The 24,511-nt window shown below is 69.1% G+C and carries 21 protein-coding genes; 6 read left to right on the top strand and 15 right to left on the bottom strand.

The genetic code is table 11. The annotated features are described in order from the left end of the window. Nucleotides 1–17: 17 nt before the first annotated feature. Nucleotides 18–1,445 (bottom strand): 8-oxoguanine deaminase, encoded by a 1,428-nt coding sequence (locus tag KS03_RS23815; RefSeq protein ID WP_043307133.1) that lies wholly within the window; start codon nucleotides 1,443–1,445, stop codon nucleotides 18–20. Between the two features lie 499 nt (nucleotides 1,446–1,944). On the opposite strand from KS03_RS23815, the gene uraH reads away from it, so the two are divergent. The 3 genes from uraH (at nucleotide 1,945) to KS03_RS23800 (ending at nucleotide 7,163) form a co-directional block, all read left to right on the top strand. Beyond that, nucleotides 1,945–2,298, top strand: a complete 354-nt coding sequence (uraH, locus tag KS03_RS23810; protein ID WP_015875366.1) for a hydroxyisourate hydrolase — start codon at nucleotides 1,945–1,947, stop codon at nucleotides 2,296–2,298. Nucleotides 2,299–2,369: 71 nt separating this feature from the next. Then, a complete protein-coding gene (locus tag KS03_RS23805; RefSeq protein WP_015875365.1) occupies nucleotides 2,370–3,563 on the top strand; it encodes a urate hydroxylase PuuD in 1,194 nt (397 codons plus the stop codon). 402 nt (nucleotides 3,564–3,965) lie between these two features. Then, nucleotides 3,966–7,163, top strand: a complete 3,198-nt coding sequence (locus tag KS03_RS23800) for an EAL domain-containing protein (protein WP_039203281.1) — start codon at nucleotides 3,966–3,968, stop codon at nucleotides 7,161–7,163. A gap of 75 nt (nucleotides 7,164–7,238) precedes the next feature. Here the strand turns inward: KS03_RS23800 and KS03_RS23795 are convergent, their stop codons facing one another. The 10 genes from KS03_RS23795 to KS03_RS23750 all read right to left on the bottom strand — a co-directional run bounded on the left by KS03_RS23795 (nucleotide 7,239) and on the right by KS03_RS23750 (nucleotide 16,063). After that, complete coding sequence (locus KS03_RS23795; RefSeq protein ID WP_015875364.1) at nucleotides 7,239–7,751, bottom strand: ureidoglycolate lyase; 513 nt, start codon at nucleotides 7,749–7,751, stop codon at nucleotides 7,239–7,241. Next, nucleotides 7,748–8,761, bottom strand: a complete 1,014-nt coding sequence (alc, locus tag KS03_RS23790; RefSeq protein ID WP_015875363.1) for an allantoicase — start codon at nucleotides 8,759–8,761, stop codon at nucleotides 7,748–7,750. Before alc ends, KS03_RS23795 begins: the two co-directional genes overlap by 4 nt. Nucleotides 8,762–8,877: 116 nt before the next feature. Further along, nucleotides 8,878–9,399: a 2-oxo-4-hydroxy-4-carboxy-5-ureidoimidazoline decarboxylase gene (uraD, locus tag KS03_RS23785; RefSeq protein ID WP_015875362.1), complete on the bottom strand. Its 522-nt coding sequence runs from the start codon at nucleotides 9,397–9,399 to the stop codon at nucleotides 8,878–8,880. Next, nucleotides 9,396–10,349: an allantoinase PuuE gene (gene puuE, locus KS03_RS23780; protein WP_015875361.1), complete on the bottom strand. Its 954-nt coding sequence runs from the start codon at nucleotides 10,347–10,349 to the stop codon at nucleotides 9,396–9,398. Before puuE ends, uraD begins: the two co-directional genes overlap by 4 nt. Before the next feature lie 156 nt (nucleotides 10,350–10,505). Then, nucleotides 10,506–11,354 (bottom strand): aspartate/glutamate racemase family protein, encoded by an 849-nt coding sequence (locus KS03_RS23775; protein WP_015875360.1) that lies wholly within the window; start codon nucleotides 11,352–11,354, stop codon nucleotides 10,506–10,508. Between the two features lie 14 nt (nucleotides 11,355–11,368). Continuing rightward, nucleotides 11,369–12,877 carry an NCS1 family nucleobase:cation symporter-1 gene (locus KS03_RS23770; protein ID WP_045678903.1) on the bottom strand — a complete coding sequence of 503 codons (1,509 nt, stop codon included), beginning with the start codon at nucleotides 12,875–12,877 and terminating at the stop codon, nucleotides 11,369–11,371. A 151-nt stretch (nucleotides 12,878–13,028) separates the two neighbouring features. Further along, the gene (locus KS03_RS23765) at nucleotides 13,029–13,721 is read right to left on the bottom strand and encodes a GntR family transcriptional regulator (protein ID WP_035983588.1); all 693 of its coding nucleotides are present in this window, start codon (nucleotides 13,719–13,721) and stop codon (nucleotides 13,029–13,031) included. Between the two features lie 323 nt (nucleotides 13,722–14,044). After that, nucleotides 14,045–14,986, bottom strand: a complete 942-nt coding sequence (ldcA, locus tag KS03_RS23760; RefSeq protein WP_015875357.1) for a muramoyltetrapeptide carboxypeptidase — start codon at nucleotides 14,984–14,986, stop codon at nucleotides 14,045–14,047. Nucleotides 14,987–15,056: 70 nt separating this feature from the next. Continuing rightward, a complete protein-coding gene (gene tadA / locus KS03_RS23755) occupies nucleotides 15,057–15,665 on the bottom strand; it encodes a tRNA adenosine(34) deaminase TadA (RefSeq protein WP_015875356.1) in 609 nt (202 codons plus the stop codon). Then, nucleotides 15,662–16,063, bottom strand: a complete 402-nt coding sequence (locus tag KS03_RS23750; protein ID WP_015875355.1) for a DnaJ family domain-containing protein — start codon at nucleotides 16,061–16,063, stop codon at nucleotides 15,662–15,664. The genes tadA and KS03_RS23750 overlap by 4 nt, the downstream gene beginning before the upstream one ends. A 112-nt stretch (nucleotides 16,064–16,175) precedes the next feature. Between KS03_RS23750 and KS03_RS23745 the strand changes: the two genes are divergently transcribed. Further along, nucleotides 16,176–16,406, top strand: coding sequence for a hypothetical protein (locus tag KS03_RS23745; protein ID WP_230674487.1), 231 nt, complete (start codon nucleotides 16,176–16,178; stop codon nucleotides 16,404–16,406). Between the two features lie 302 nt (nucleotides 16,407–16,708). On the opposite strand, the gene KS03_RS23740 is transcribed toward KS03_RS23745, so the two are convergent. Beyond that, nucleotides 16,709–17,491 carry an aldolase gene (locus KS03_RS23740; RefSeq protein WP_015875354.1) on the bottom strand — a complete coding sequence of 261 codons (783 nt, stop codon included), beginning with the start codon at nucleotides 17,489–17,491 and terminating at the stop codon, nucleotides 16,709–16,711. A 103-nt stretch (nucleotides 17,492–17,594) separates the two neighbouring features. Between KS03_RS23740 and KS03_RS23735 the strand changes: the two genes are divergently transcribed. Together KS03_RS23735 and zwf are read left to right on the top strand one after the other, a co-directional pair. Beyond that, complete coding sequence (locus KS03_RS23735) at nucleotides 17,595–18,179, top strand: helix-turn-helix domain-containing protein (RefSeq protein ID WP_017923134.1); 585 nt, start codon at nucleotides 17,595–17,597, stop codon at nucleotides 18,177–18,179. Between the two features lie 422 nt (nucleotides 18,180–18,601). After that, entirely contained in the window at nucleotides 18,602–20,077 is a 1,476-nt protein-coding gene (zwf, locus tag KS03_RS23730; RefSeq protein WP_015875352.1) for a glucose-6-phosphate dehydrogenase, read from the top strand. 125 nt (nucleotides 20,078–20,202) lie between these two features. Here zwf and KS03_RS23725 read toward each other — a convergent pair whose 3' ends face one another. The 3 genes from KS03_RS23725 to guaA all read right to left on the bottom strand — a co-directional run bounded on the left by KS03_RS23725 (nucleotide 20,203) and on the right by guaA (nucleotide 24,469). Further along, entirely contained in the window at nucleotides 20,203–21,648 is a 1,446-nt protein-coding gene (locus KS03_RS23725; protein ID WP_015875351.1) for a purine-cytosine permease family protein, read from the bottom strand. Nucleotides 21,649–21,903: 255 nt separating this feature from the next. After that, nucleotides 21,904–22,659 (bottom strand): DUF72 domain-containing protein, encoded by a 756-nt coding sequence (locus tag KS03_RS23720; protein WP_015875350.1) that lies wholly within the window; start codon nucleotides 22,657–22,659, stop codon nucleotides 21,904–21,906. A gap of 190 nt (nucleotides 22,660–22,849) precedes the next feature. Then, nucleotides 22,850–24,469 (bottom strand): glutamine-hydrolyzing GMP synthase, encoded by a 1,620-nt coding sequence (gene guaA, locus KS03_RS23715; protein WP_015875349.1) that lies wholly within the window; start codon nucleotides 24,467–24,469, stop codon nucleotides 22,850–22,852. Nucleotides 24,470–24,511 lie beyond the last annotated feature (42 nt).

The raw sequence follows: 24,511 nt of genomic DNA, 5'->3' as shown, positions 1-24,511 counted from the left end.
CGTCGCGGCGGCCGCGGTCAGCGCGCCGCCTCGACCAGCTGGCGCGCGAGCGCGTTGTGGCGCGCGACGAGCGGCGCGGGATCGAGGCTCGCGAGCCGCCCCTGGCGCACCACCACGCGGCCGTTTACGACGCTCCACGCCACCTGTGAGGGCGCGCAGAACACCAGCGCCGCGACCGGATCGTGCAGCGCGCCGGCGAAGCCGGGCTGGGCCAGGTCGAACGCGACGAAGTCGGCGGCCATGCCGGGCGCGAGCGCGCCGATGTCGTCGCGGTTCAGCACCCGGGCGCCGCCCAGCGTCGCGATCTCGAGCGCCTCGCGCGCCGTCATCGCATCGGGCCCGAAGCCGACCCGCTGCAACAGCAAGGCCTGGCGCGCCTCGGCCACCATCTGCGCGCCGTCGTTGGAGGCCGAGCCGTCCACGCCGAGCCCCACCGGCACGCCCGCGAGCCGCATGCGCCGAACCGGCGCGATTCCCGAGGCGAGCCGCATGTTCGAGCACGGGCAATGCGCGACGCCGGTGCCGGTGCGGGCGAACAACGCGATGCCGGCGTCGTCGAGCTGCACGCAGTGCGCGTGCCAGACGTCGGGGCCGACCCAGCCGAGATCCTCCGCATACTGCGCCGGCGTCATGCCGAAGCGCTCGCGGCTGTAGGCCACGTCGCGCGCGTTCTCGGCCAGGTGGGTGTGCAGCGAGACGCCGTGAGCACGCGCGAGCCGCGCCGATTCGCGCATCAGCTCGCGGCTCACCGAGAACGGTGAACAGGGGGCGACCGCCACCCGCAGCATCGCGTAGCGCCCGGCATCGTGGTAGGTCTCGATCAGCCGCTGGGTATCGTCGAGAATCGCGGCCTCGCGCTCGACCAGCGAATCGGGCGGCAGGCCGCCGTCGCGCTGCCCCACGCTCATGCTGCTGCGGCTCGCATGGAAACGCATGCCGATCCGGCGCGCGGCCTCGATGCTGTGATCGAGCCGCACGCCGTTCGGATAGAGGTAGAGATGGTCGCTCGAGGTGGTGCAGCCCGACAGCAGCAGCTCGGCCATCGCGGTCAGCGTCGACACCTCGACCATCTCGGGCGTCAGATGCTGCCAGATCCGGTACAGGCCGGTGAGCCAGTCGAACAGCTCCGCGTTCTGGGCAGCCGGCACCGCGCGCGTGAGGCTCTGATACATGTGGTGATGCGTGTTCACGAGGCCCGGCAGCAGCAGGTGGCCGCGCAGGTCGAGGACCTCGTCGGCCGTGTCGGGCAGCGTATCGCTCGGGCCGACCGCGATGATCCGGTTGTCCTCGATGAAGAGGCCCGCGTCGCGCAATTCGCGGCGCTGCGCATCCATCGTGACCAGCACCTCGGCGTGACGCACCAGCAGGGTGCGGCCGCGCGCGGCAGGGCCGGTCGAAAGGGCAAAGGCGGACGCGCCGTGGCGCGGATTCGATTCGTCAGGCATGGCGGTTCGTGCTCCGTTCGGTGATGCCGCGCGGCTGACCGGCGGCGAGCGTGGCGTTCGAACCGTGAGGTGGCGCATCGACCGTGCCGCCGCGTCCGCCCGAACGCCCCTGGCCCGGTTACCCGGCGTCCCCGCCGTCTTCGGGGTCCGCCGCGCGGCCGCAGCCGCGCGCGAACCGGCCGAGCATCGCGCAGCCGCGGCCCGCTGGCAAGTGCGCCGCCCGCATGCTCGTCTTCACACCGTCAATATGGTCGGATAAGTTGTCGTGATGCGCTGCCCGGCATCCGCGTGGCACGAATCGGCGGCCGCGCTCATGCACACGGGCTTATCTTCGCTATCGCGCCAGGGATCGCGCCGCAAGCTTTCTTAGAATGACGGCTCGGCGCGCGCTTCGATCCGCCGACGGGTATGTAGCCACAGCCGTGGAGCCTCGATCCGCCGCCGCATCACCGGATCGAGGCTGCCGTGACTCTTCGCATTCACACAAGGACACAAGCGAATGGGAAAGCTGACTACCCACGTACTCGACACCGCCCACGGCCGGCCGGGTGCCGGCATCCGGATCGAACTCCATGCCATCGACGGCGAGGCGCGCCGCTTGCTCAAACAGGCCGCCACCAACGACGACGGCCGCTGCGACGCGCCGCTGCTCGAAGGCGATGCGCTCGCCGCCGGTGAATACGAGCTGGTGTTCCACGCCGGCGATTACTTCGCCGCGCTCGGCGTCGCGCTGCCCGCGCCGCGTTTCGTCGATCGCGTCGTGCTGCGCTTCGGCGTGGCGGACCCGGGCTCGCACTACCACGTGCCGCTGCTCGTCTCGCCGTGGTCGTACAGCACCTATCGCGGCAGCTGACAGCGTATCGGCCCGCCGCCCGTTTGCCGAGGACGCGACAACAACGCCCCGAGTCTGTCTGGAGAAGTGTCATGGAAGGCTTCATCAACGACTGGCTGAATCTCGCGATTCGCTGGTTGCACGTCATCGCCGCGATCGCCTGGATCGGCGAATCGTTCTACTTCGTCGCCCTCGACAACAGCCTGACCCCGCCGAAGGACCCGAACCAGCGCCAGCGCGGCGTGTTCGGCGAGCTGTGGCACGTACACGGCGGCGGCTTCTACAACATGCAGAAGTACACGGTCGCGCCGCCCGCCATGCCGGAGCACCTGCACTGGTCGAAATGGCCGTCCTACACCACCTGGATGTCGGGCTTCGGGCTGTTCTTCGTGCTCTACCTGCTCGCGCCGAACACCTACCTGATCGATCGCAACGTGCTCGACATGGGGCCGGTGGTGGCGGTCTCGGCCGCGCTCGGCTTCCTGATGGCCGGCTGGATCGTCTACGACTGCGCGTGCCGCCTGCTCGGCAGCCGCGACCGGCTGCTCGGCGTGTTCGTCGGCCTGTACGTGGTGATCGCCGCCTACCTCGCCTGCCACATCTTCGCGGGGCGCGCGGCCTACCTGATCGTCGGCGCGATGCTGGCGACCATCATGTCGGCCAACGTGTTCTTCGTGATCATCCCCGGCCAGCGCAAGATGGTCGACACGATGCTCAAGGGCGGGACGCCCGACCCGGTCTACGGCAGGTGCGGCAAGCAGCGTTCGGTCCACAACACCTATTTCACGCTGCCGGTCGTGTTCGCGATGCTGTCGAACCACTACGCGATGACGTACACCAACCGCTACAACTGGGTGGTGCTGGTGATCATCATGCTGGCCGGCGCGCTGATCCGCCAGTTCTTCGTGATGCGCCACCGCGGTCAGCAGCGCTGGTATCTGCCGCTCGGCGGCGTGGCGCTGATGCTGCTCGCGCTGGTCTGGACCGCGCCGCGCCCGGTGGCGCCGCAGGCGCTGGCGGCGAACCGGCCGCAGCTCACGATCAGGGACATCCAGCCGGTGCTCGAACAGCGTTGCGTGGCCTGCCACGCGGCCAAGCCGACCATGATGGGCAGCGCGCCGGCCGGCGTGATGTTCGACACCCCCGAGGAAATCGCGCAGAACGCCCAGCGCATCTATCAGCAGGCGGTACAACTGAAGGCGATGCCGATCGGCAACGTCACGCACATGACCGATGACGAGCGCAAGCAGCTCGCGGCCTGGTTCGAGGCCGGCGCGGCAAAATAGGCGCTGCCTCGGCCGGCCCCGACGAACCTGACGAAACGGGCTCGCGTCACGCGAGCCCGTTTGCCTTGCCAGGCTGGCATCGCGAGACGGGCACGCCGGCGCCCGCGCTCGCCGCAGAACCTGCCGACTGTCACCGACGCCGCGGCCAGCGCCGCCGCCGTGCCGGAGGCCGCCGCTTCGCCCTGCTGCCCCTGCCGGCTCGCGCCACGGCGGTGCACTTGCACCACGGCGCGGCATCCACGCCCCGCCGGGAGGCTCGCGCACGCGTGCGCTAAAGCCGCGGCGCGACGCTGCCGTTAGTCAGGGAGCGAGCGCGCGCGGGCCCCGCGACGACGCTTCCGGACACGCCGGTTCCCGGTATGGAACACGGCGGCAACCCTGGCTGTCATCCTGGCGCGTGCGATGCAACACAACCTGTTCTTTCGACTGCTCGGGCGCTTGCGGGTCGGCCGCAAGCTGCTGCTGATCTACCTGCTCGATCTGAGCGCGGTCGTCTATATCAGCGGCATCCTGATTCACGAGAAGTACCTATCGATCGATTTCTCGCAAAAGGAGATCGTCGGCAACGCCTACCTGGCCACCGTGCGCGAGGCGCTCGTGGAAGTGGCCACGCTCGGCGCCGACGGACGCCTCGCGATGCCGGAGGTGGCACGCACCGAGGCCGCGCTGGCCGCCGCCGAACGACAGTACGGCACGGGGCTGCAAAGCGGCGAACTGAACGCGCGCCTGCGCGCCGCGCTCGACGCGCTGGCCCACGCGCCGCCCGCGAATCGCGCGGCGGCCGTGCGCGACGCGTTCGCGGCCTGCCGTGATCTGATCACGCGGGTGGGCAACCAGTCGAACCTGATCCTCGACCCCGATCTCGACAGCTATTACTCGATGTCGCTGGCCGTGCTGCGCTACCCCGCGCTGCTCGACGCGGTGGACGGCATCGGCCAGCGCCTGCGCGAAGGCGCCGTCACCGCCCGGGTGCGGCGCGAGCTGAGCACACGCTATCTCGTGCTCGAGGGCCAGCTCGACGCGGTCGCGCAGGGGCTGCGCTCCGATTTCGCCGAGGCCGGCGCGGCCAACGCCGGCGTGCAGCGCGTGCTCGCCGCGCCGACCGGGCAGCTGCTGGAGGCGATCGAAATCTACCGCGACGCGGCGCGCCAGGCGGTGGCCGCGGGCGGCGCCGACGCCGCCGCGCGCGCGGCCGCCGACGCGGCCCAGCAGGCGCTGGTCGCGCTCGCGGGCGACGCCTGGCGCGCCACCGGCGCCGAACTCGACGCGCTGCTGCGCGCGCGCGTGAGCGCGCTGTTCTCGCGCATGTGGCTGCACCTCGGCACGGCGCTGTTCCTGCTCTGCGGCATTCTCTCCATGGTCTATCTGGTGGCGCAGCAGATCTCGCGGCCGCTGCGCCAGCTCGCGCGCGTGATGGACACCGTGCGCCGCACCGGCGACCATGGCCAGCGCGCCGCGTGGCACAGCCAGGACGAGATCGGCCAGCTCGTCAGCGGGTTCAACGACATGCTCGCCCAGCTCGACCACGAGCGCGACGTGCAGAAGGAGCTCGCCGCCAGCGCGCGCGCCGCGCAGGCGCAGCACGCGCTGGTGGAGGCCACGCCGGTGCCGATGATGGTGACCTCCGTGCCCGGCCACGAGGTGCTGCACGCCAACCATCCGGCGCTCTACTGGCTCAACGGCTGCACCTCGGACCCGTGGGCCTCGGGACTCGATTCGGCGGTGCGCGCGCGCTTCTTCCAGCAGCTCTCCGACCGCAACGCCGTCGACCAGTTCGAGGTGCGCTGGATGGCGAGCGAGGAACCCACCTGGGCCATGCTGTCGGCGCGCCGCCTCGAATTCCAGGGGCGCGACGCGGTGCTCACTGCGTTTACGCCGATCAACCAGATCAAGCTGATGGAAAAACGCCTCGAATTGTGGGCGAAAGTGTTCGAGGCGTCGTCGGAGGCGATCCTGATCCTCGACAGCGAGCGCCGCCTGCTGACCGCGAACGCCTCGTTCTATCGCGCCACCGGCTATCGCGCCGAGAAGATCGCCGGCACGCTGCCCGAGTTCATCGTGGCGAGCGGCGGCGAGCAGCCGCTGATATCGCGGCTCGCGGCGCTGGTGGACATCTCGAGCGTCTGGAACGGCGAAGCCGTGGTGCGCCGGCGCGCGGGCGGCGACTATCCGGCCTGGCTCATGATCAGCGCGGTGCGCGACAAGCACGGCGCGGTGTCGCATTACATCTGCACGCTGATCGACATCACCGACCGCAAGAAGAGCGAGGCGCGCATCCGGTTCCTCGCCGAACACGACGTGCTCACCGAGCTACCCAACCGCGCGCTGTTTACCAGGCGCCTAGGTGCCGCAATCGAGCAGGCGCGGCACGACCGCGGCCGGGTGGCGGTGCTGTTCATCGACCTCGATCGCTTCAAGGACATCAACGACACGTTCGGCCATCACGCCGGCGACGGGCTGCTGCGCTCGGTCTCGCAGCGGCTGCTGCAATCGGTGCGCGCGGGCGACACCGTGAGCCGGCTCGGCGGCGACGAATTCACGGTCCTGCTCGGCGGCGCGGGCAGCGCGGCCGACGTGGCGCACCTGCTCGACGAGCGGCTGCTGCCGCTCATGCAGGAGCCGCACCAGATCGGCGGCATGACGCTGCAGGTGGCATGCAGCATCGGCATCGCGCTGTATCCGGACCACGGCGAGGACATCGAGACGCTGATGCAGAACGCCGATGCCGCGATGTACCGCGCCAAATCGAGCGGCCGCAATCTCGTCAAGTTCTTCTCGCCCGAGATGGCCGAAAGCGCGCGCCACCGCCTGGAACTCGAGACCCATCTGCGCACCTCGGTGGAGCGCCGCGAGCTGTGGCTCGAATACCAGCCCTGCGTGCAGGCCGCGACGGGCGAGCTGCTGAGCGTGGAGGCGCTGCTGCGCTGGCAGCATCCGCATCTGGGCAGGGTGCCGCCCTCGCAGTTCATCCCGATCGCGGAGGAAACACGCCTCATCGTGCCGATCGGCACCTGGGTGATCGACGAGGCCTGCCGCCAGATCGCACGCTGGCGCGCCGCGGGCCTGCCCGAGATCCGCGTGTCGATCAACCTCTCGGTGGTGCAGCTGCGCGACGACGCGCAACTGGTCGACAAGCTGCACGACAGCCTGGCGGCCCACGACGTCAGGCCTGACAGCCTCGAGCTCGAAATCACCGAAACCGAGCTGATGGAGAGCGTCGATCACTATCTCGACACCGTCAACGAGATCCGCGCGCTCGGCGTGAAGCTCTCGCTCGACGATTTCGGCACCGGCTATTCGAGCCTCAGCTACCTGCACCGCTTCCCGCTCGACCGGCTCAAGATCGACCGCGCGTTCGTCAACGGCAGGCTCGGGGCGCCCGCCGATCTCGCCGTGATCCGCGCCATCGTCGAACTCGGCCACGAGCTGGGCTTGCGCGTGGTGGCCGAAGGCGTCGAGCAGGCGCACGAGGCGAACGCGCTCAGGCGGATCGGCTGCGACGAGTTGCAGGGCTTCTACTACGCCAAGCCGATGTCGAACGACGCGCTCGAGCAATGGCTCAGGGCGCGCGCCGCGCCGTGCGTGAGCGAGGCGCTCTGAACCGGCGGCGGGCGCGAACGGAGCCCCGCGAACCGCGGTTCGCGGGGCCGGGGACAGGGTTGCCGCGGGGGGCGATCAGGCCGTCACGTGATGCAGGGCGGCGTCGGTGAGCCAGAGCGATTCGTCGAGCGCCGTCTCGTCCAGGTTCACGCCCTCGCCGCCGCGATCGACGACGATGAAATCGCTGGTCTGGCCGAGCGCGATCAGCGGATGGTGCCAAACGCCCTTCGCATAGTTCACGCCCTGCCAGCCGTGCGTGACGAATGCGCGGATCCTCGCGGGATCGAGCTCGCCGGCCGGCGCCACCACCACCAGATAGGGCCGTGCGTCGAGCGGCAGGAACGCCTGGCTGCCGAGCGGGTGGCGCTCGAGCATCGTCACCTCGAACGGCAGCGCGCGCGGCTCGCCGCGAAACAGGTTGACGAGCGGCCGGCCGCCGCCGTCGGCCACGTCGATCCTGGCGAGATCGTGGAAGCGGGTGGTGGTGCCGAGATTGATCGGAATCCGCGTCGCCCCGGCGGTCTCGATCACGTCGCCGAACGGCGCGAACGCGGCGCGCGTCAGCGCCTCGATGGCGAGCGTCTTCATTGGGCGAGCGTGCCCCAGAGGCGCAGACGCGACACGCCGCCGTCCGGGATGATGTTGAGCCGCACGTGCGTGACGGGGCCAAGCGCGGCCAGCTCCGCCTCGAAATGATGCTGCTTGTCCATTTGCAGCTTCTGCTCGCCGAGCAGCTCGGGCCAGAACATCGCCTGCGTGACCAGCGAGCTGTCGGTGCCGCCCTTCACATACGCGGCCTGGATCGAGCAGCGGTCCGGATAGTTGCCCTTGAAGTGGGCCGTGTCGACCTCGATCCTGCGGATCACGCCGGGCCGCGCGAGCGCCACGATCGCCCAGTCGTTGCCGGGCTCGCGGCGGCGCCGCGTCTCCCAGCCGTCGCCCATGTTCACGCCGCGGCCCGGCAGCAGGATCGTCGAGGCGAGGCCGAAATGCTGGTTGTTGGCGGCCACCAGATAGCCGCCGTTCTCCATCGCGGCCAGATCGAACAGCTCGTCGCGCGCCGCGCCGCTCCAGTCGAGCTGCGGCTGCCCGTATACACGCAGCCGCGCGATGCCGCCGTCCGGATAGATGTTGATGCGCAGGTGCGTGTAGGGCGCGGCGTCGGCCACCTCGACATAGTGGTGCTGATTGCCCTGCAGGGTGGTCGAGGGCACGATCTCGACCCAGCGCGTGTCCTGGTTCGGCGCGCCCTCGGCCGCCCGACAGGCCTCGACCGAGGCGGCCGGCGGGAAATTGCCGGTGAAGTGGCTGGTGTCGAGGTCGAGCCCCTTGATCACGCCGGGCCGCGCGAGCTTGACCACGCACCAGTCGTAGCCGGCGGTGCGCTTGCGGCGCGTTTCCCAGCCGTCCATCCATTTGCCGTGGTCATCGTACTTGCCAGGGATGAACACCGCCGGCTCCGGATTCAGCATGCGCTCCTTCGGCGCGAAGAAATCGTCGCTCGCCTCGAGCGCCTGCGCCCCGAGACGCGGATCGGCGAGATTCACATAGCGGCGCGTGAATTCGGGAGCGTTGGGGTCGAGCAGCGGAATGGCCATGATGGGGTCCTTGTGTTCTCGGTTCGTGGAAAGTGCCGGGCCCGCGCTCGCGCGGACCCGGCGGGCGCCGGGGCGGCGCGAAAAGGCGGCCGTCGCGCGCCGTGGTGAAGCGCCGCTCAGGCGCCGATCAGGTCGTCGAGCCGGAAGCGCGCGATCCGGTAGATCTGCGCCAGGCTCGCGCGCAGTTCCGCCTCGCGCGTATTGGCCAGACGCGACTCGAAGTTCGCGATGATGCCGTGCCGGTCGTAGCCGCGCACGGCGAGGATGAACGGGAAACCGAACCTGTCGCGATAGGCGAGATTGAGCTGCTGCAGCCGGTCGAACTCGGCCTGCGAGCACTGGTCGAGCCCGGCACCGCTCTGCTCGCGCGTCGATTCGGCGGTCAGCTCGCCGCGCACGGCGGCCTTGCCGGCCAGCTCCGGGTGGGCGTTCACGAGCGCGAGCCGGCGCGCCTCGCCGGCCTGCTCAACGATCCCGCACATCGCCGTGTGCAGCGCGTCAACGCTTGCATAGGGGCGCCCGGCCGCGGCCGCCTCGGCGACCCACGGCGAATGCTCGAAGATGCCCGACAGCGCGGCGACGAAGGCCTCGGCCGCCATCCCGTTCAGTTCCGCCAACGTGTAGTGCATCGCCTTCATGCCGCTCCTTCGCCTTGGTGGCTGCTGGCATACGGATGGTGCTCGCGCCAGTGGCGCGCGATGTCGACGCGGCGCGTGACCCAGACGCGGTCGTGCCGCTCGATATGGTCGAGGAAGCGCTGCAGCGCGCGGAATCGCCCCGGCCGGCCGAGCAGCCGGCAATGCATGCCGATCGACAGCATCTTCGGCGCCTCGTCGCCCTCCTCGTAGAGCACGTCGAACGCGTCGCGCAGGTACTGGAAGAAATGATCGGCGGTGTTGAAGCCCTGCGGCGTCGCGAAGCGCATGTCGTTGGTGTCGAGCGTATACGGCACGATCAGCTGCGGCACGCTCGCGCCGCCCGTGACGGGAACCTCCATCCAGAACGGCAGGTCGTCGCCGTAGTAGTCGGAGTCGTACAGGAAGCCGCCGTATTCGGCCACGAGCCGGTGCGTGTTCGGGCTGTCGCGCCCCGTGTACCAGCCGAGCGGCCGCACGCCCGTGACGCGCTCGATCGCCGCCATGCCGAGCCGCATGTGCTCCGCCTCGCGCTCGGGAGTGGCGTCCTGATAATGAATCCAGCGCCAGCCGTGGCAGGCGATCTCGTGGCCCAGCTCGACGAACGCGCGCGCGAGCTCGGGATGCCGCTCGATCGCCATGCCGACGCCGAATACGGTGAGCGGCAGCGCACGTCTCTCGAACTCGCGCAGGATGCGCCAGACGCCCGCGCGCGAGCCGTATTCGTAGATCGACTCCATGCTCATGTGGCGCGCCGGATAGGCCGCCGCGCCGACGATCTCGGACAGGAACTGCTCGGAGGCCGGATCGCCGTGCAGCACGCAGTTCTCGCCGCCCTCCTCGTAATTGAGCACGAACTGCACGGCGACGCGCGCGCGGCCCGGCCAGTTCGCCTGCACCGGATGCCGGCCGTAGCCGATCAGGTCGCGCGGATAGTGGGAATCGTGGGACATGGCTGGATACGAAGAGAAACCCGTGTCGATCGGGCTCGCATCGGCGCCGCCGGCGGCGGTGACGCAGGCGGCGCGCGGGGCGGCGCCGATGCGAGGCTTGGGCCAGTGTAGCGAAAAGGGTTCGGGGCGCCCATACAGCCGGGCCGATAGTGCGTGTCACACCGGATGTATATGTACCGGCGGCAGGGCCGGGCTGGTGCCGCCGGCGTTCGCGATCGCCTGGGCGTTCGCGGCCGGGCCGGTTCCCGCCGCGCCGCCCGGCAGGCCGTCGGCGCCGGGGCTGAAGTGCGCGAGCTGGCCGTCGTAGCGTTTCGCGAGCGGCCGCGCGTAGTCGCCGCGCTTGGCCGTGGCAAGCCGCAGCGCGGCCAGCGCCTCCACCCACTTGACGGCCGCGGTCACGCCCTCCACCACCGGCGCGCCGATCGCCTGCTCGATCTCGCGCGCGAATTCGACCATCCCCGCGCAGCCGAGCACGATCGCCTCGGCGCCGTCCTCGTCGAGTGCGCGGCGGCACTCGTCGACGATCCGGCCCCGCGCCGGCGAGCCGGGCCGGTCGAGCTCCAGCACCGGCACGTCGGTGGCCCGCACGTTGCGGCAGAAGCGGCGCATGCCGTAGCGCTCGGCCAGGTGCCAGGCCAGGCCGCGCGTGCGCGCTAGCGTCGTCACCACCGAGAAGCCGGGCGCGAGCACGCTCGCCGCATGCATCGCCGCCTCGGCGATGCCGATCACCGGGCCGCGCGCGAGCTCGCGCGCGGCGTAGAGGCCGGGGTCGCCGAAGCAGGCGATCACGTAGCCGTCGAAGCCGTCGCGCTCGCCGGCGGCGATCTCGGCGAGCAGCCCCGGCACGGCGAGCGCGTCGTCGTAGTGGCTCTCGATCGAGGGCGGCCCCGAAGGCGGGCTCACCGCCACCACCACGGTGCCGGCGTTCACCGTCTCGCGCGCGCAGCGCCCCATCGCCTCGGTCATGCGCTGCGTGGTGTTCGGGTTGATCAGCTTGATCTTCATGTGGTCGTCCTGGTTCAGTGCCGCGCCATGATCCGATAGAACAGGCCGCCCAGCAGCGCGCCGACGAACCACGAGAAGTTCGCGAGGCCGGCCAGCGCCGGCACCATCACGCAGGCCACGGCCAGCGCGGCGGCCGGCAGCAGCGCCAGCGCGGCGGCCGGCAGCAGCGCCAGCACCGCGCGCCGGTTCACGCCGCCGCGATACCAGTAGGCGCCCGTCTCCGACAGCGTGTAGAGCTCGTCGCGCAGCAGCCGGCCGCGCTTGATCAGGTAGAAATCGACGATCAGCACGCCGTACAGCGGCCCGATGAAGCTGCCGAGCACGTCGAGCGTATAGTGGATCACCGCCGGATTGTTGAACAGGTTCCAGGGCGTGATGAACACCGAGGCGACCGCGGCCAGCATGCCGCCCGCGCGCCAGCTGATGCGCCGCGGCGCGACGTTGGAGAAATCGAAGGCGGGCGACACGAAGTTCGCGACGATGTTGATGCCGATGGTGGCGACCGTGAAGGTCAGCGCGCCGAGGATCACGGCGGTCGGATGATCGATGCGTCCGACGGTGGCGACCGGGTCGGTCAGCAGTTCGCCGAACACCGGCAGCGTGGCGGCCGTGGTGATCACGGTGACCAGCGAGAACGCCAGGAAATTGACCGGCAGGCCCCAGAAATTGCCGCGCTTCACCGCGCCGAAGCTGCCGCAGTAGCGCGAGAAATCGCCGAAATTGAGCATCGGCCCGGAGAAGTACGAGACCACCAGCGCGATCGCCGTGAGCATCACCGGGATCGCCTCGGCACCGTGGTAGCGCACGCCGCCCAGGTTGATGCCGATGTTGCGCCAGCCGGCGCGCCAGACCATGTAGCCGGCCAGCGCGAACATCACCACGTAGACGGCCGGCCCCGCGAAGTCGATGAACTTCTTGATGGTCTCCATGCCGTTCCAGAACACCAGCGCCTGCAGCACCCAGAGCAGCATGAAGCCGGCCCAGCCGAGCGCGGACAGCCCGAGCAGGCCGTGCTGATGAACATCCGCGTAGGGCATCCACTGCGGCACGAACTTCAGCACCACCACCACCAGCGCGCTCGAGGCCAGATAGGTCTGGATGCCGTACCAGGCCACGGCGATCAGCCCGCGGATCACGGCCGGCACGTTCGCGCCGAGTACGCCGAAGGTGGCGCGGCAGGCCACCGGATACGGCACGCCCAACTGCTGGCTCGGCTTGGCGATCAGGTTGCAGAGCAGGTTGACGATGGTGATCCCGACCAGCAGCGACACCAGCACCTGCCAGCTCGTCAGGCCGAGTGCGAACAGGCTGCCCGCGAACACGTAGCCGCCCACGCTGTGGACGTCCGACATCCAGAACGCGAAGATGTTATAGGCGCCCCAGCCCTGCCGCTCGAGCGGCGCGAGATCGTCGTTGTAGAGCCGCTCGCTGTAGCGGCCCGGCGAACCCGGGCCAGGGTCCGCACGGTTCGTGGAGTCCGGATGATAGGGGGGGCTTTCCGGCGCAATGCTGAACTGAGCCATGACATCTCCTTGCCTGCCGCGGTCGGGCCGCGCGATCGTCGTTGAAACCGCGGCCCGCCTCGTGTGGGGCCGCGCCCGCCTGCGGCAGCGCGAGGCTGCCGCCAGCATCCGGTCAATCCGTCCGGTCGGCGCGGGCGCGGCGCACGGGACGTCAGCCCGTGCCGCCGAACACGTCGCGCAGGTCGACCGTGCCCTGTGCGGGCCGGTCCAGCATTCTCAGTTCCACCTGTTGCAGGTGATGCGCCATCCGCTGCGCGGCCTCGCGCCCGTCGCCCGCCTCCAGCGCCGCCGCGATCAGCGCGTGCTCGTCGAACGAGCAGGAACCGCGGCCGTGCGATTCGTAGAGCGAGGACATCAGCGTCGAGCGCGCGACCAGCCCGTTCAGGCAATCGCACAGCACGGTATTGCCGGTCAGCGCGGCGAGCGCCGTGTGGAACTCGCCCGACAGACGCACGCAGGCCGCGAAATCGCGCCGCTCGAACGCGCCGCGCTCGCGTTCGACGATCGTCATCACGCCGCGCAGGCGCTTGCCGCCCGGCCCCGCCGCGAGGCGCTCGACCACCGCCTGCTCGATGATGCGCCGCATCTCGAACACCTCGTGGACGTCCTGCAGCGTCGGGCTCGCCACGAACGCGCCGCGGTTCGGCTCCAGATCGACGAGCCGGTCGGTCGCGAGCAGCGCGAGCGCCTGCCGGATCGTGCCGCGCTTCACGCCGAACACGTCACAGAGCTGCGCTTCGGTCAGCTTCGCGCCCGGCGCGAGCCGGTGCTCGAGAATCGCCGCGCGGATGCGCTCGGCGATCGCCTCCGCCGCACTCACGGGTGCGGCGGTTGCCTTCTTCATCATGTTCGTCATCTCGTTATGTTCAGCATCCTAGAGTGGACATAAACATTGTCAACAATTTCCATCACTATCATTGCACCGCAATCGGGCATGTTTCGGCTCTCATGAGGTGCAGACGCCGGTCAAGCGGCGATGGATCGCGCTGAAATCCAGTCTGCTCACGCCATCGCGTCGAAATCAGGCATTATTTTTGTCAACAATTTAAGCATCGGCTTGGTGCGGCCAGCCATTCGGAGGGGCCCGCGATGTCAGACCGTTAGTTGCTTATGTGGATGAAAAAAAAGGCGGTCGCCCGCCTCGTTTCGCGCCCGTCGGCCAGAACCTCAGCCGCCCAGCACCGGATAGTCCGAGACGCTCAGGCGGAAACCGTGTTGGTTCGCGACGAGCCGCGCCTGGCCGCCCACCGGCAGCGTCAGCAGGTCCGGCACATGGCCGAACTGCAGGCCGGTGATGATCGGGATGCCGATCACCTCGCGCATCTGGTCGATCACGGCCTGCAGATCGTAGCCGTTGTCGTAGTCGAACGCGCGCGCGCCGGTGAACTGGCCCAGCACCAGCGCCTGCTGGCGCGCGAGGATGCCGGCGAAATGCAGCGTATAGATCATCCGCTCGATGCGGAACGGCTGCTCGTTGACGTCCTCGATGAACAGGATGCCGCCCTCGATCTGCGGCATGTACGGTGTGCCGACCAGCGAGGCGAGGATCGCGAGGTTGCCGCCCCAGAGCGTGCCCGCCACGTCCGCCGACTGCTGCTGCGGCACCTCGGCCACGATCGTCGCGGACGGCTGCGTGAGCGTCGTCCAGAACTGCGTCATGGTGAATTCGCTCGGCGTTTCGGCGCCGAAATCGGCCGACAGCATCGGGCCGCCGAAGGTCTTCACGCGCGACTTCGCGAGCAGCGCGAGCTGGATCGCGGTGAAATCGCTGTGGCCGCACAGCGCAACCGGCTGATCGCGCAGGCGGCGCTCGAGCCCGCGATAGTCGAGCCCGTGCAGGATGCGCACGGCGCCGTAGCCGCCGCGCACCGCGAGCCCGATGTCGGGCAGCGGCTGCGACGGATCGGCGAGATGGTTCAGGTCGGCGGCGCGTTCGCCGTCGGTGCCGGCGAACCGCAGGTAGCGCCGCTCGACGGCGATCAGGTTTTGCAGCACGTGCTGCGCGTTGCTGAGGCGCTCGAGCGCGCGCTGCACCGCGAGCGGATCATGCGGGTAACCGGAGGGGGCCAGCAGACGGATCGTGCGTGGCAGGGAGGAGGGATTCGTCATCGGCTCGCGGAGAAAAAAGGGACTGGCCCGGCTGGGATTGCCCGATTAGAGCCGCGCCACCGCGACTGGTTCAGTCGGCGCCGGGCGCGGCCGAATCGCACGCTCCGGCGGACGCGGCGCGCGCGCGCCGTGCCTCGCGGGCGGCACGGCGGCGTTCGGCGAAGAACGCACGCAGCGTGTGGCCGCACTCGTCGGCCAGCACCCCGCCCGTCACGCTCGTGTGGTGGTTCAGCTGCGGATTCGCGAAGGCGTCGACCACACTACCGCAGGCGCCCGTTTTCGGATCCGCCGCGCCGTACACCACGCGCGCGATACGCGCGTGCATGATCGCACCGGAGCACATCAGGCATGGTTCGAGCGTGACGTAGAGCTCGCAGCCGGGCAGGCGATAGTTGCCGAGCGTGTGCGCGGCCTCGCGCAGAGCGGCCATTTCGGCATGCGCGGACGGATCGTGGCCGCTGATGGGATGGTTGAAGCCGCGCGCGATTACCTGGTCGCCGCGCACCAGCACGGCGCCCACCGGCACTTCGCCGGCGGCCCGTGCCGCGTCGGCCGCGGCCAGCGCGAGCCGCATGAAGCGGCGGTCGCGCTCGGCGCCCGGATCGAGCGGCGGCAGCGCGCAGGCGGCGGGGTCTGGCGAGGCGGGCGGGAGTAACGAATCGCCGGATTCGGCGTTCATGCGGCCCCCGCTTCGCCGGCGCCGTCGTCGAGCGCGCGCTCGGACAGGCGTTCGGCAATGCGGCGGCAGTATTCGCGCGGCACCACGAGGGGGCCGCCGCGCAGGGATTCGAGGGCCATGTCGCAGGCGAGCACTTTCGCCTGCAGACGGCAACGGGTCGCGCGATCGTCGACCGCCCGCATTTCATCCTGCAGATTGCGCAGCGCCCGCAACTGCTCGACCGCGGGCGGCACGAAGCCCGCGTTCTTCAGGATCCGATTGGCCATCCGCACCTCGGCCGGGACGAGCAGATCGTCGTCCAGTTCCATCGGTGCGCCGGCTCCCGGCAAATCGTCGAACTCACCGCGCGCGGCAGCGGCAGCGATGCGCTGTTCGACCAAGGCATCAAGCAGTCTCATTCGGACAAGTCAGGGCAAAACGTCCTAGCGATTTTAACAGGGGATCGGGCAAGCGCCAGCCCTGTCGAGCAAATGCTCGACTCCCGGTCGCGATCCCTGAAGGAAAGCCGCCATGCTGATTCGGGAAGCTCGAACGCCAGCGCCAATGCCCGCGTCGGCGGCGCCTTTCAAGGGAACGATGACCATCCATCAGACGATCGTGAGGCGAACCCGCCGACGACGCGGTGTTCTGCTGGCCTGCACCGTGCTGATGCTCGCGCTTGGCGGATGCGGCGTGTTCTGCCGCGGGGCCGGCAGCAAGGACTGGATAGGCGGCGCCTGCGGCACCACCGTGCATTTCTGAGCCCGGTTGCTGCCCCGATTGATGGATTGCTGACCCCGATTGCACGCCACCAACACACTGCTGCGCGTCAAATCGACGCATGCCGGTGCCGCCTGTCGCGTCCGCCACCACGGCAGGCCGGTCATGCTCGGGAACGAGGCCGTCCGGCGCTGCCCCGTTCACGGCCGCCCCTTCAGCGCGTCGCGTCCGGCCGGCGGCTTTGCGTCGGGGAATTGCGTCGACAGCGCGCTTGAGCACCAGCGGTTGGCCGGCGCGATGCGCCCCCACATCGGGCCGGCGCAGTGCGCTGCGTCCGCCCGGGATCAGGCCAGACAGTCGGGATGGGCGCGCAGCGCGCGGCGCGCGTAATAGTCGAAGGCGACGGCGTGGCGCTTCGGCGTCGAGATCCAGTCGTGCGCCTCGGCGGCGAGAGCCTCGGGGATCGGGCGGATCGGGCCGGCGGCCATCGCGGCGAGTTGCAGGCGCGCGGCGCGCTCCATCAGCAGCGCGAGCGAGCACGCTTCCTCGACGGTCTTGCCGGTCACCAGCATGCCATGATGCGCGAGCAGCACCGCGCGCTTGCCGCCGAGCGCGGCCGAGATGATCTCGCCCTCCTCGTTGCCCACCGGCACGCCGGGCCATTTTTCGAGGAACGCGCAATCGTCGTAGAGCGGGCAGGTATCCATGTGCGACACGGCCAGCGGCACTTCCAGCATCGACAGCGCCGAGACGTGCAGCGGATGGGTGTGGATGATGCAGTTCACATCGGGGCGCGCGCGGTAGACCCAGGTGTGGAAGCGATTCGCCGGATTCGGCATGCCGCGGCCGTCCACCGTCTTCAGGTCCTGGTCGACCACCAGCAGGTTCGTCTCGGTGATCTCGTCGAAACCATGGCCGAACGGCTGGGTGTAATAGGTGTCGGGATCCTCGGCGCGCGCCGTGATCTGGCCGGCGAGGCCCGAATCGTGGCCGCCGTCGAATAGAATGCGGCACGTCAGGGCCAGCTTCTGGCGCGTCGTCCAGTTGCGCACGGACAGCGTGGTATCCAGTTGCGCCTGCGAACGGGCAACCAGCTCGGATTTCGACAGACTCAGCGTTTCGGCCATTGCAGCATCTCCAGGTGAACCGGCGGATGTCGGGCGACCGGCATCGTGCCGACAGTACACGCTGGGTATTATATGACACGACGTGTCATTCAACGATAAATCAATGAAGGGGAAAGCCTTGGGGGCGATTCGTCTGAAGCTGCTGAGAAAACAGCTCGGCCTGAGCCTGCAGGACCTGGCCGAGCGCGCGGGCCTGACGAAGAGCTATCTGTCGAAGGTCGAGCGCGGCCTCAGCACGCCGTCGGTGGCGGTCGCGATGCAGCTTGCGCAGGCGCTGCACGTCGAGGTCGGGCAGTTGTTCTCGGCCGACGGCGACGAACAGGCGATCACCGTGGTGCGGGCCGACGAGCGGCTGCGCATGAGCCGCGCGCCGGACGACGCGCAAAGCGGCTACGAGGTGATCGCGGCCGAAGCGGGACGCAAGCGGCTGCTGCCGTTCATGATCCGCCCGGCGCACGATTTCACGACGTCCGAATTCAGGGAACACGCGGGCGAGGAATTCCTGTTCGTTCACAGCGGCAGGATCGAGATCGATTTCGCGTCGCAGAAGGTCACGCTCGCGACCGGCGACGCCGTCTACTTCAACGCGCAGGTGCCGCACCGGATCCGCTCGCTGGGCGCGAAGACGGCGCAAGTGCTGCTCGTGATCAGCGGCGACGAGCCGGCCGCCGGCACCGCGCCGTCCTGAGCACGGCGCGCCGCGCGCAGCAACCGGATGCCCTCGCGGGCATGCCGCGCGTGCCTGCTCGACGGCCCTTCTGGTTCGCATTCCTGATCGACGGAATCGAGCCCGCGGGCCGGGCCGCCGGCACGACGCCGCGTTGGCGACGTCGTCATCGACGCATCACCTCAAGCCGTGGCCTGCCGGGCCTGCACGCGTTCATGCGGCACCGCCCCGCCACCCCGATGCCGCGCCGTGTTTAGTCGCGACCCGCGCAACATGCCGCGCGGCGGCCGCTGGCGGGGGACCGGCGCGTTCCGGGCGCGCGAAAGCGCAGCCTGACCACACGGAGTCACGCAAAACCGTGCAAACTAGGACTTTCCGCCGCACTGCGGCATGCCGCACCACCTTTCGTTCAACGCTCATCGATCTTGACCCGCGAACCACCCATGACGAATCAGCCCAACCCGACCGCATCCGAACTGCCCGTCGACATGATCATCTTCGGCGGCGGCGGCGACCTCGCCGCCCGCAAGCTGCTGCCCGCGCTGTACATGGCGCACCTGCACCGCAACCTGCCGCCCGAGACGCGCATCATCGCGGTCGGCCGGCGCGACTGGGGCATCGACGGCTACCGCAGGTTCATGGAGGAGCAGTCGCGGCCGTTCATCGACGCGAAGGCATTCGACGCGCAGGCCTGGAACCACTTCCTCGATCTGTTCCAGTACACGCTGATCGACGTCAACGAGCCGGGCGACTACCAACGGCTCGCCGAGGCCTCGCGCAGCGAGGCGATCCGCGTGTTCTACCTGTCCACCTCGCCCGAGCTGTTCACGACCATCTGCGACAACCTCTCGGCCGCCGGTCTGGTCGACGCGCATTCGCGCGTAGTGCTGGAAAAGCCGCTCGGCCACGACCTGGCCTCGGCGCAGGCGATCAACAACGCGGTCGGCAGGCATTTCGCCGAATCGCAGATCTACCGGATCGACCACTATCTCGGCAAGGAAACGGTGCAGAACCTGATGGTGCTGCGTTTCGGCAACCCGATCTTCGGGCCGCTGTGGCAGGCGCCATACATCCGCAGCGTGCAGATCACGGTGGCCGAGACGGTCGGCGTGGGCAGCCGCGCCGGCTTCTACGATCACACCGGCGCGCTGCGCGACATGGTGCAGAACCACCTGCTGCAGCTGCTGTGCATCGTGGCGATGGAGCCGCCCGTCTCGCTCGACCCCGACGCGGTGCGCGACGAAAAGCTGAAGGTGCTGCGCTCGCTGCGGCCGATGACGCCCGCCGACATCGCCCGCGACACGGTGCGCGGCCAGTACGCGGCCGGCGCCGTGGACGGCAAGCCCGTCAAGGGCTATCTGGAAGAGGACAACGTGCCGGCCGACAGCCGCGCGGAGACTTTCGTCGCGCTGCGCGCGCACATCAACAACTGGCGCTGGGCCAACGTGCCGTTCTTCCTGCGCACCGGCAAGCGGATGCAGAAGCGCCAGTCGGAGATCGTCATCGAGTTCGCCGATCTGCCGTTCTCGATCATCCCGAACGGCCCGCGCCACTACAGCAACCGGCTCGTGATCCAGTTGCAGCCCGAGGAATCGATCCAGCTGCAGATGCTCGCGAAGGAACCGGGCAGCGGCATGAACATGGTGCCCGTCAGCCTCAACCTCGACCTGCAGCAGGCGATCCCCGAGCGGCGCGCCGAAGCCTACGAGCGGCTGCTGATCGACGTGATCCGCGGCCGCCTCACCCATTTCATGCGCCGCGACGAACTGGAAGCGGCCTGGACCTGGATCGAGCCGATCCTCGACGGCTGGCATCAGCCCGGCGACCGGCCGCGGCTCTACACGGCGGGCACCTTCGGGCCGGCCGCGTCGTCGGCGCTGCTCGCGCGTGACAACATGTCGTGGGCCGAGGAGGCCTGAGCCTCGCCCGCAGGGCGGCGGCGCCCGCCGCCCGCCCTGCCGCCCGCCGCGTCACCGTGCCGCCGTCGGTCGTGCGATCCGCGTCCGTCATGGAACCCGATCGGCACTCGCGAACCGCGCCGGCCTCATTCACGGCCGCCCGACACCTCGGCGGGCAGGATCAGGTGTTCGGGAATACGGCGCGCCGAGGCGCGTGCGCAGACGTAGTAAAGCAGCGCCGGCACGACCAGGCCGAGAATCCATGAAATGTCGGCGCCGCCGAGCGCATCGACGAGGGGGCCGGTGTAGAAGCTCGTGGACAGGAACGGCAGCTGCACGGCGATGCCGACCAGATACACGCCGATCGCGGTGCGGTTCCAATGGCCGTAGCGGCCGTCGGGGTCGGACAGCGCCGGCACGTCGTAACGCGAACGCGTGAAGCCATAGTAATCGACCAGATTGATCGCGCTCCAAGGCGTGAAGAACGCGAGCAGGAACAGGATGAAGGCCGTGAATTCCTTCAGGAACGAATCGCGGCCTGCGACCGCGAGCGCCGTCGAGAGCGCCACCATCGCGAGGATCGCCGCCAGCCGGGCGCGATGCGGGATCGTGCGCTGGCCGCCGAAGCCGCTGACGATGGTGGCCATCGACATGAAGCTGCCGTAGGCATTGAGCGTCGTCACCGTGAGCTTGCCGAACGCGATGCTGAAATACAGCAGCGCGGCCGCGGCGCCCGACGAGCCGAGCCCGACGATGAAGGCGACCTCGTGATGCGCGAACTGCCCGCCCGCGAGCGCCGCCGCGAACACGCCGAACACCATCGCCGCCTGCGCGCCGAGCACCGAGCCGAGCCCCACCGCGAGGAAGGTGCCGAGCGACGAGGTGGTACGCGGCAGATAGCGCGAATAATCCGCGACATAGGGGCCGAACGCGATCTGCCATGACGCCGACAGCGACATCGACAGCAGGAAGCTCGCGATCGAGAAATGCCGGTTGGCGAGCAGCAGGCCGACGTCGTGCTGCGAAAACAACCGCGCGTACATGAACACGAACGCGACCACGCCGATCAGGCTCGCGAGGCGGCCGATCAGATGGATCGTGCGGTAGCCGAGCACCGTCAACACCACGATGCAGGCCGAGAAGACCGCGATGCCGGCCACCTCGCCAACGCCGAGCAACTGCGCGAGCGCCGCGCCCGCGAGCACCGTGCCGCTCGCCGAAAAGCCGACGTACATCAGGCAGACCAGCAGGATCGGGATCGTCGCGCCATGGACGCCGAACTGCACGCGGCTCGAGATCATCTGCGGCAGGCCCAGCTGCGGGCCCTGCGCGCCGTGCAGCGCCATCACCGCGCCGCCCAGCAGTTGGCCGAGCAGCAGCGCGACGAGTGACCAGAACACGTCGCCGCCGAGCACCACCGCCAGCGCGCCGGTAACGATCGCCGTTACCTGCAGGTTCGCCGACAGCCACAGCGTGAACTGGCTGCCGAGCCGGCCGTGACGCTCCGCGTCGGGAATGAAGTCGATCGTCCGCGATTCGATCAATACGCCGCCGGCGCGGCCCGCTCTCTCGTCCTTGTTCTCGTTCGCCACGGCAAACGCTCCAGTTCCGGGTTGGGATGGCCGCCCGCCGGTCGTCGTGGGATCGGGCGGCTCCAGCCTCGCATCTGAACCGGCCAAATTGGCATCGTCAATGGCCGCCAGTCCGGCGACTCATCCTGAGGAGACCGCATGCCGGTTCGGCGCGCAGCGACGAAGCGAAACGCACGTCGGCCGAACCGGCGATGGTAGGCGCGGAAGCGGCGCCGCGGCACGTGCCTCGGACGAGGCGTACCTGCCAGCCGCCCTTTACAGCGTAGCCATCAGCGTCAGTGCGTTGGGAATCGCCTCGCCGCGCGCGGTATTGTCGAAAATGCACCATGCTTCGGCGCCGGTGCGGCCGGCTTCGGTCAGCTGCGCCGCCAGCGCTTCGATGAACGGCGCGTCGTATGCCGAATGATAGATCTGCGGCGAACCATGCAAGCGGAAATAGGAAACATGCGGATCGCCGACCGGCGCGGCCCTGGCCACGGGCGGCGGGTCGGCCCGCACGCAGCCGATTCCGGCCTGTTTCATGAGTGCCGCGCCCGCCTCGGCAAACCATGTCGCATGACGCGGTTCGCAGACGATCGGCGTTTCGGTGGCGCTTCGCAGCAGCGAAAAGAAGCGCCGGGCCGTGGCCTCGTCCAAGGCCAGACTGGGCGGCAGTTGAAGCAACAGGCATCCCGCCTTGTCTTGCAAGGGCGCGATCTGGGCCAGGAATTCGCTCACGTCGGCATCGGCGTCGCGTAATCTCAGCTCATGGGAAATCCTGCGTGGCATCTTGACCGAGAACCGGAATGCCTCGGGTACGCTCGCGGCCCAGCGCGCGTAGGTCTTTGGTTGATGAGGACGATAGAACGACGAATTGATCTCCACCGCAGAGAAAACGCGTGCGTAGCGCTCGAGGTGACTGCCTTCGGTGGGGAATGAATCGGCGACGCGTGACGACAGGGCCCACCCGGCAGATCCGACATATATCGGACCGGGCCGGGAACGACTCTCGGCGGGCGGGCCTGCGGTCATGGGGCTTCGGAGCGGGCCGGCCGGATCGACGCGATGCCGTCGGCCCGGCACGCGCCGCGCCGTCCGCCGACCGTGCCGCGAGCCTCGGGCGCTGCCGACAGCGGTGCGGAACCGATGCGCGGGGGCCGGCGGGAATGCGTGGCATCGGCCCCTGCGGGCATCGAGCCGTGCCGGCTCGGCGGGCTGGGGCTTATTCCCACTCGATCGTCGCCGGCGGCTTCCCCGACACGTCATAAACCACCCGATTGATGCCCCGAACCTCGTTGATGATGCGATTCGAAACGCGCCCCAGCAGCGCATACGGCAGATGTGCCCAATGCGCCGTCATGAAGTCGGTGGTCTGCACCGCGCGCAGCGCGGTCACGTAGTCGTAGGTGCGCCCGTCCCCCATCACCCCCACCGACTTCACCGGCAGGAACACCGCGAACGCCTGGCTGGTGAGGTCATACCACGACTTTCCGACCTGCGACGCCTCGCAGATCCCCGCCGCCGCATCCTGCTCGTTCGCGATCGTGCCGCGCAGTTCCTCGATGAAGATCGCGTCGGCGCGGCGCAGCAGGTCCGCGTAATCGCGCTTCACCTCGCCCAGGATCCGCACCCCCAGGCCCGGCCCCGGGAACGGATGGCGATACACCATCTCGGGCGGCAGGCCGAGCGCCACGCCCAGCTCGCGCACCTCGTCCTTGAACAGGTCGCGCAGCGGTTCGAGCAGTTTCAGCCCCAGCGTCTCGGGCAGCCCGCCCACGTTGTGGTGGCTCTTGATCGTCGTCGCCTTCTTCGTCTTCGCGCCGCCCGATTCGATCACGTCCGGGTAGATCGTGCCCTGCGCGAGCCACTTCGCGTTGCCGAGCTTCCTCGCCTCGGCCTGAAACACCTCGACGAACTCGCGGCCGATGATCTTGCGCTTCGCCTCCGGGTCGGTCACGCCGGCCAGCTGGCCGAGGAACTGCTCCGACGCGTCGACGTGGACGACCTTCGCATGCAGCCGCCCTGCGAACATGTCGAGCACCATTTGCCCTTCGTTCAGGCGCAGCAGGCCATGGTCGACGAACACGCAGGTGAGCTGGTCGCCGATCGCGCGATGGATCAGCGCCGCGGCCACGCTCGAATCCACGCCGCCCGACAGGCCGAGGATCACCTCCTCGCTGCCCACCTGCTCGCGAATCAGCGCGACGGCCTCCTCGATATGGTCGCGCATCACCCAGTCCGGCTTGGCGGCAGCGATCTCGAGCACGAAGCGCTCGAGCAGCTGGCGGCCCTTCACGGTATGCGTCACTTCCGGATGGAACTGCACGGCGTAATAGCCGCGCGCCTCGTCGGCCATCGCGGCGATCGGGCAGCTCGGCGTGGACGCCATCAGCTTGAAGCCGGGCGGCAGCTCGCCCACCTTGTCGCCGTGACTCATCCACACCTTCAGCATGCCGTGGCCTTCCTCGGTACGGAAATCCTCGATGCCGTCGAGCAGGCGCGTGTGGCCATGGGCGCGCACTTCGGCATAGCCGAATTCGCGGTGATCGCTCCACTCCACCTTGCCGCCGAGCTGCACGGCCATGGTCTGCATCCCGTAGCAGATGCCGAGCACCGGCACCCCGAGATCCCAGACGGCCTGCGGCGCGCGCAGCTGGTGGTCCTCGTAGGTGCTCGCATGGCTGCCCGACAGGATCACGCCCTTCGGCGCGAACTCGCGGACGAATTCGTCGCTGACATCGTTCGGATGAATCTCGCAATAGACGTGCGCTTCGCGAACCCGCCGCGCAATCAGTTGGGTGACTTGCGAACCGAAGTCGAGGATCAGGATTTTGTCGTGCATGGCAGGCTACGGGATGAGTACAGGCAGGTAAGAAAAGCAGCG

This window comes from Burkholderia glumae LMG 2196 = ATCC 33617 (genome assembly GCF_000960995.1).
GTDB lineage: Bacteria > Pseudomonadota > Gammaproteobacteria > Burkholderiales > Burkholderiaceae > Burkholderia > Burkholderia glumae.
This window is presented reverse-complemented; position numbering and strand designations above follow the sequence as displayed.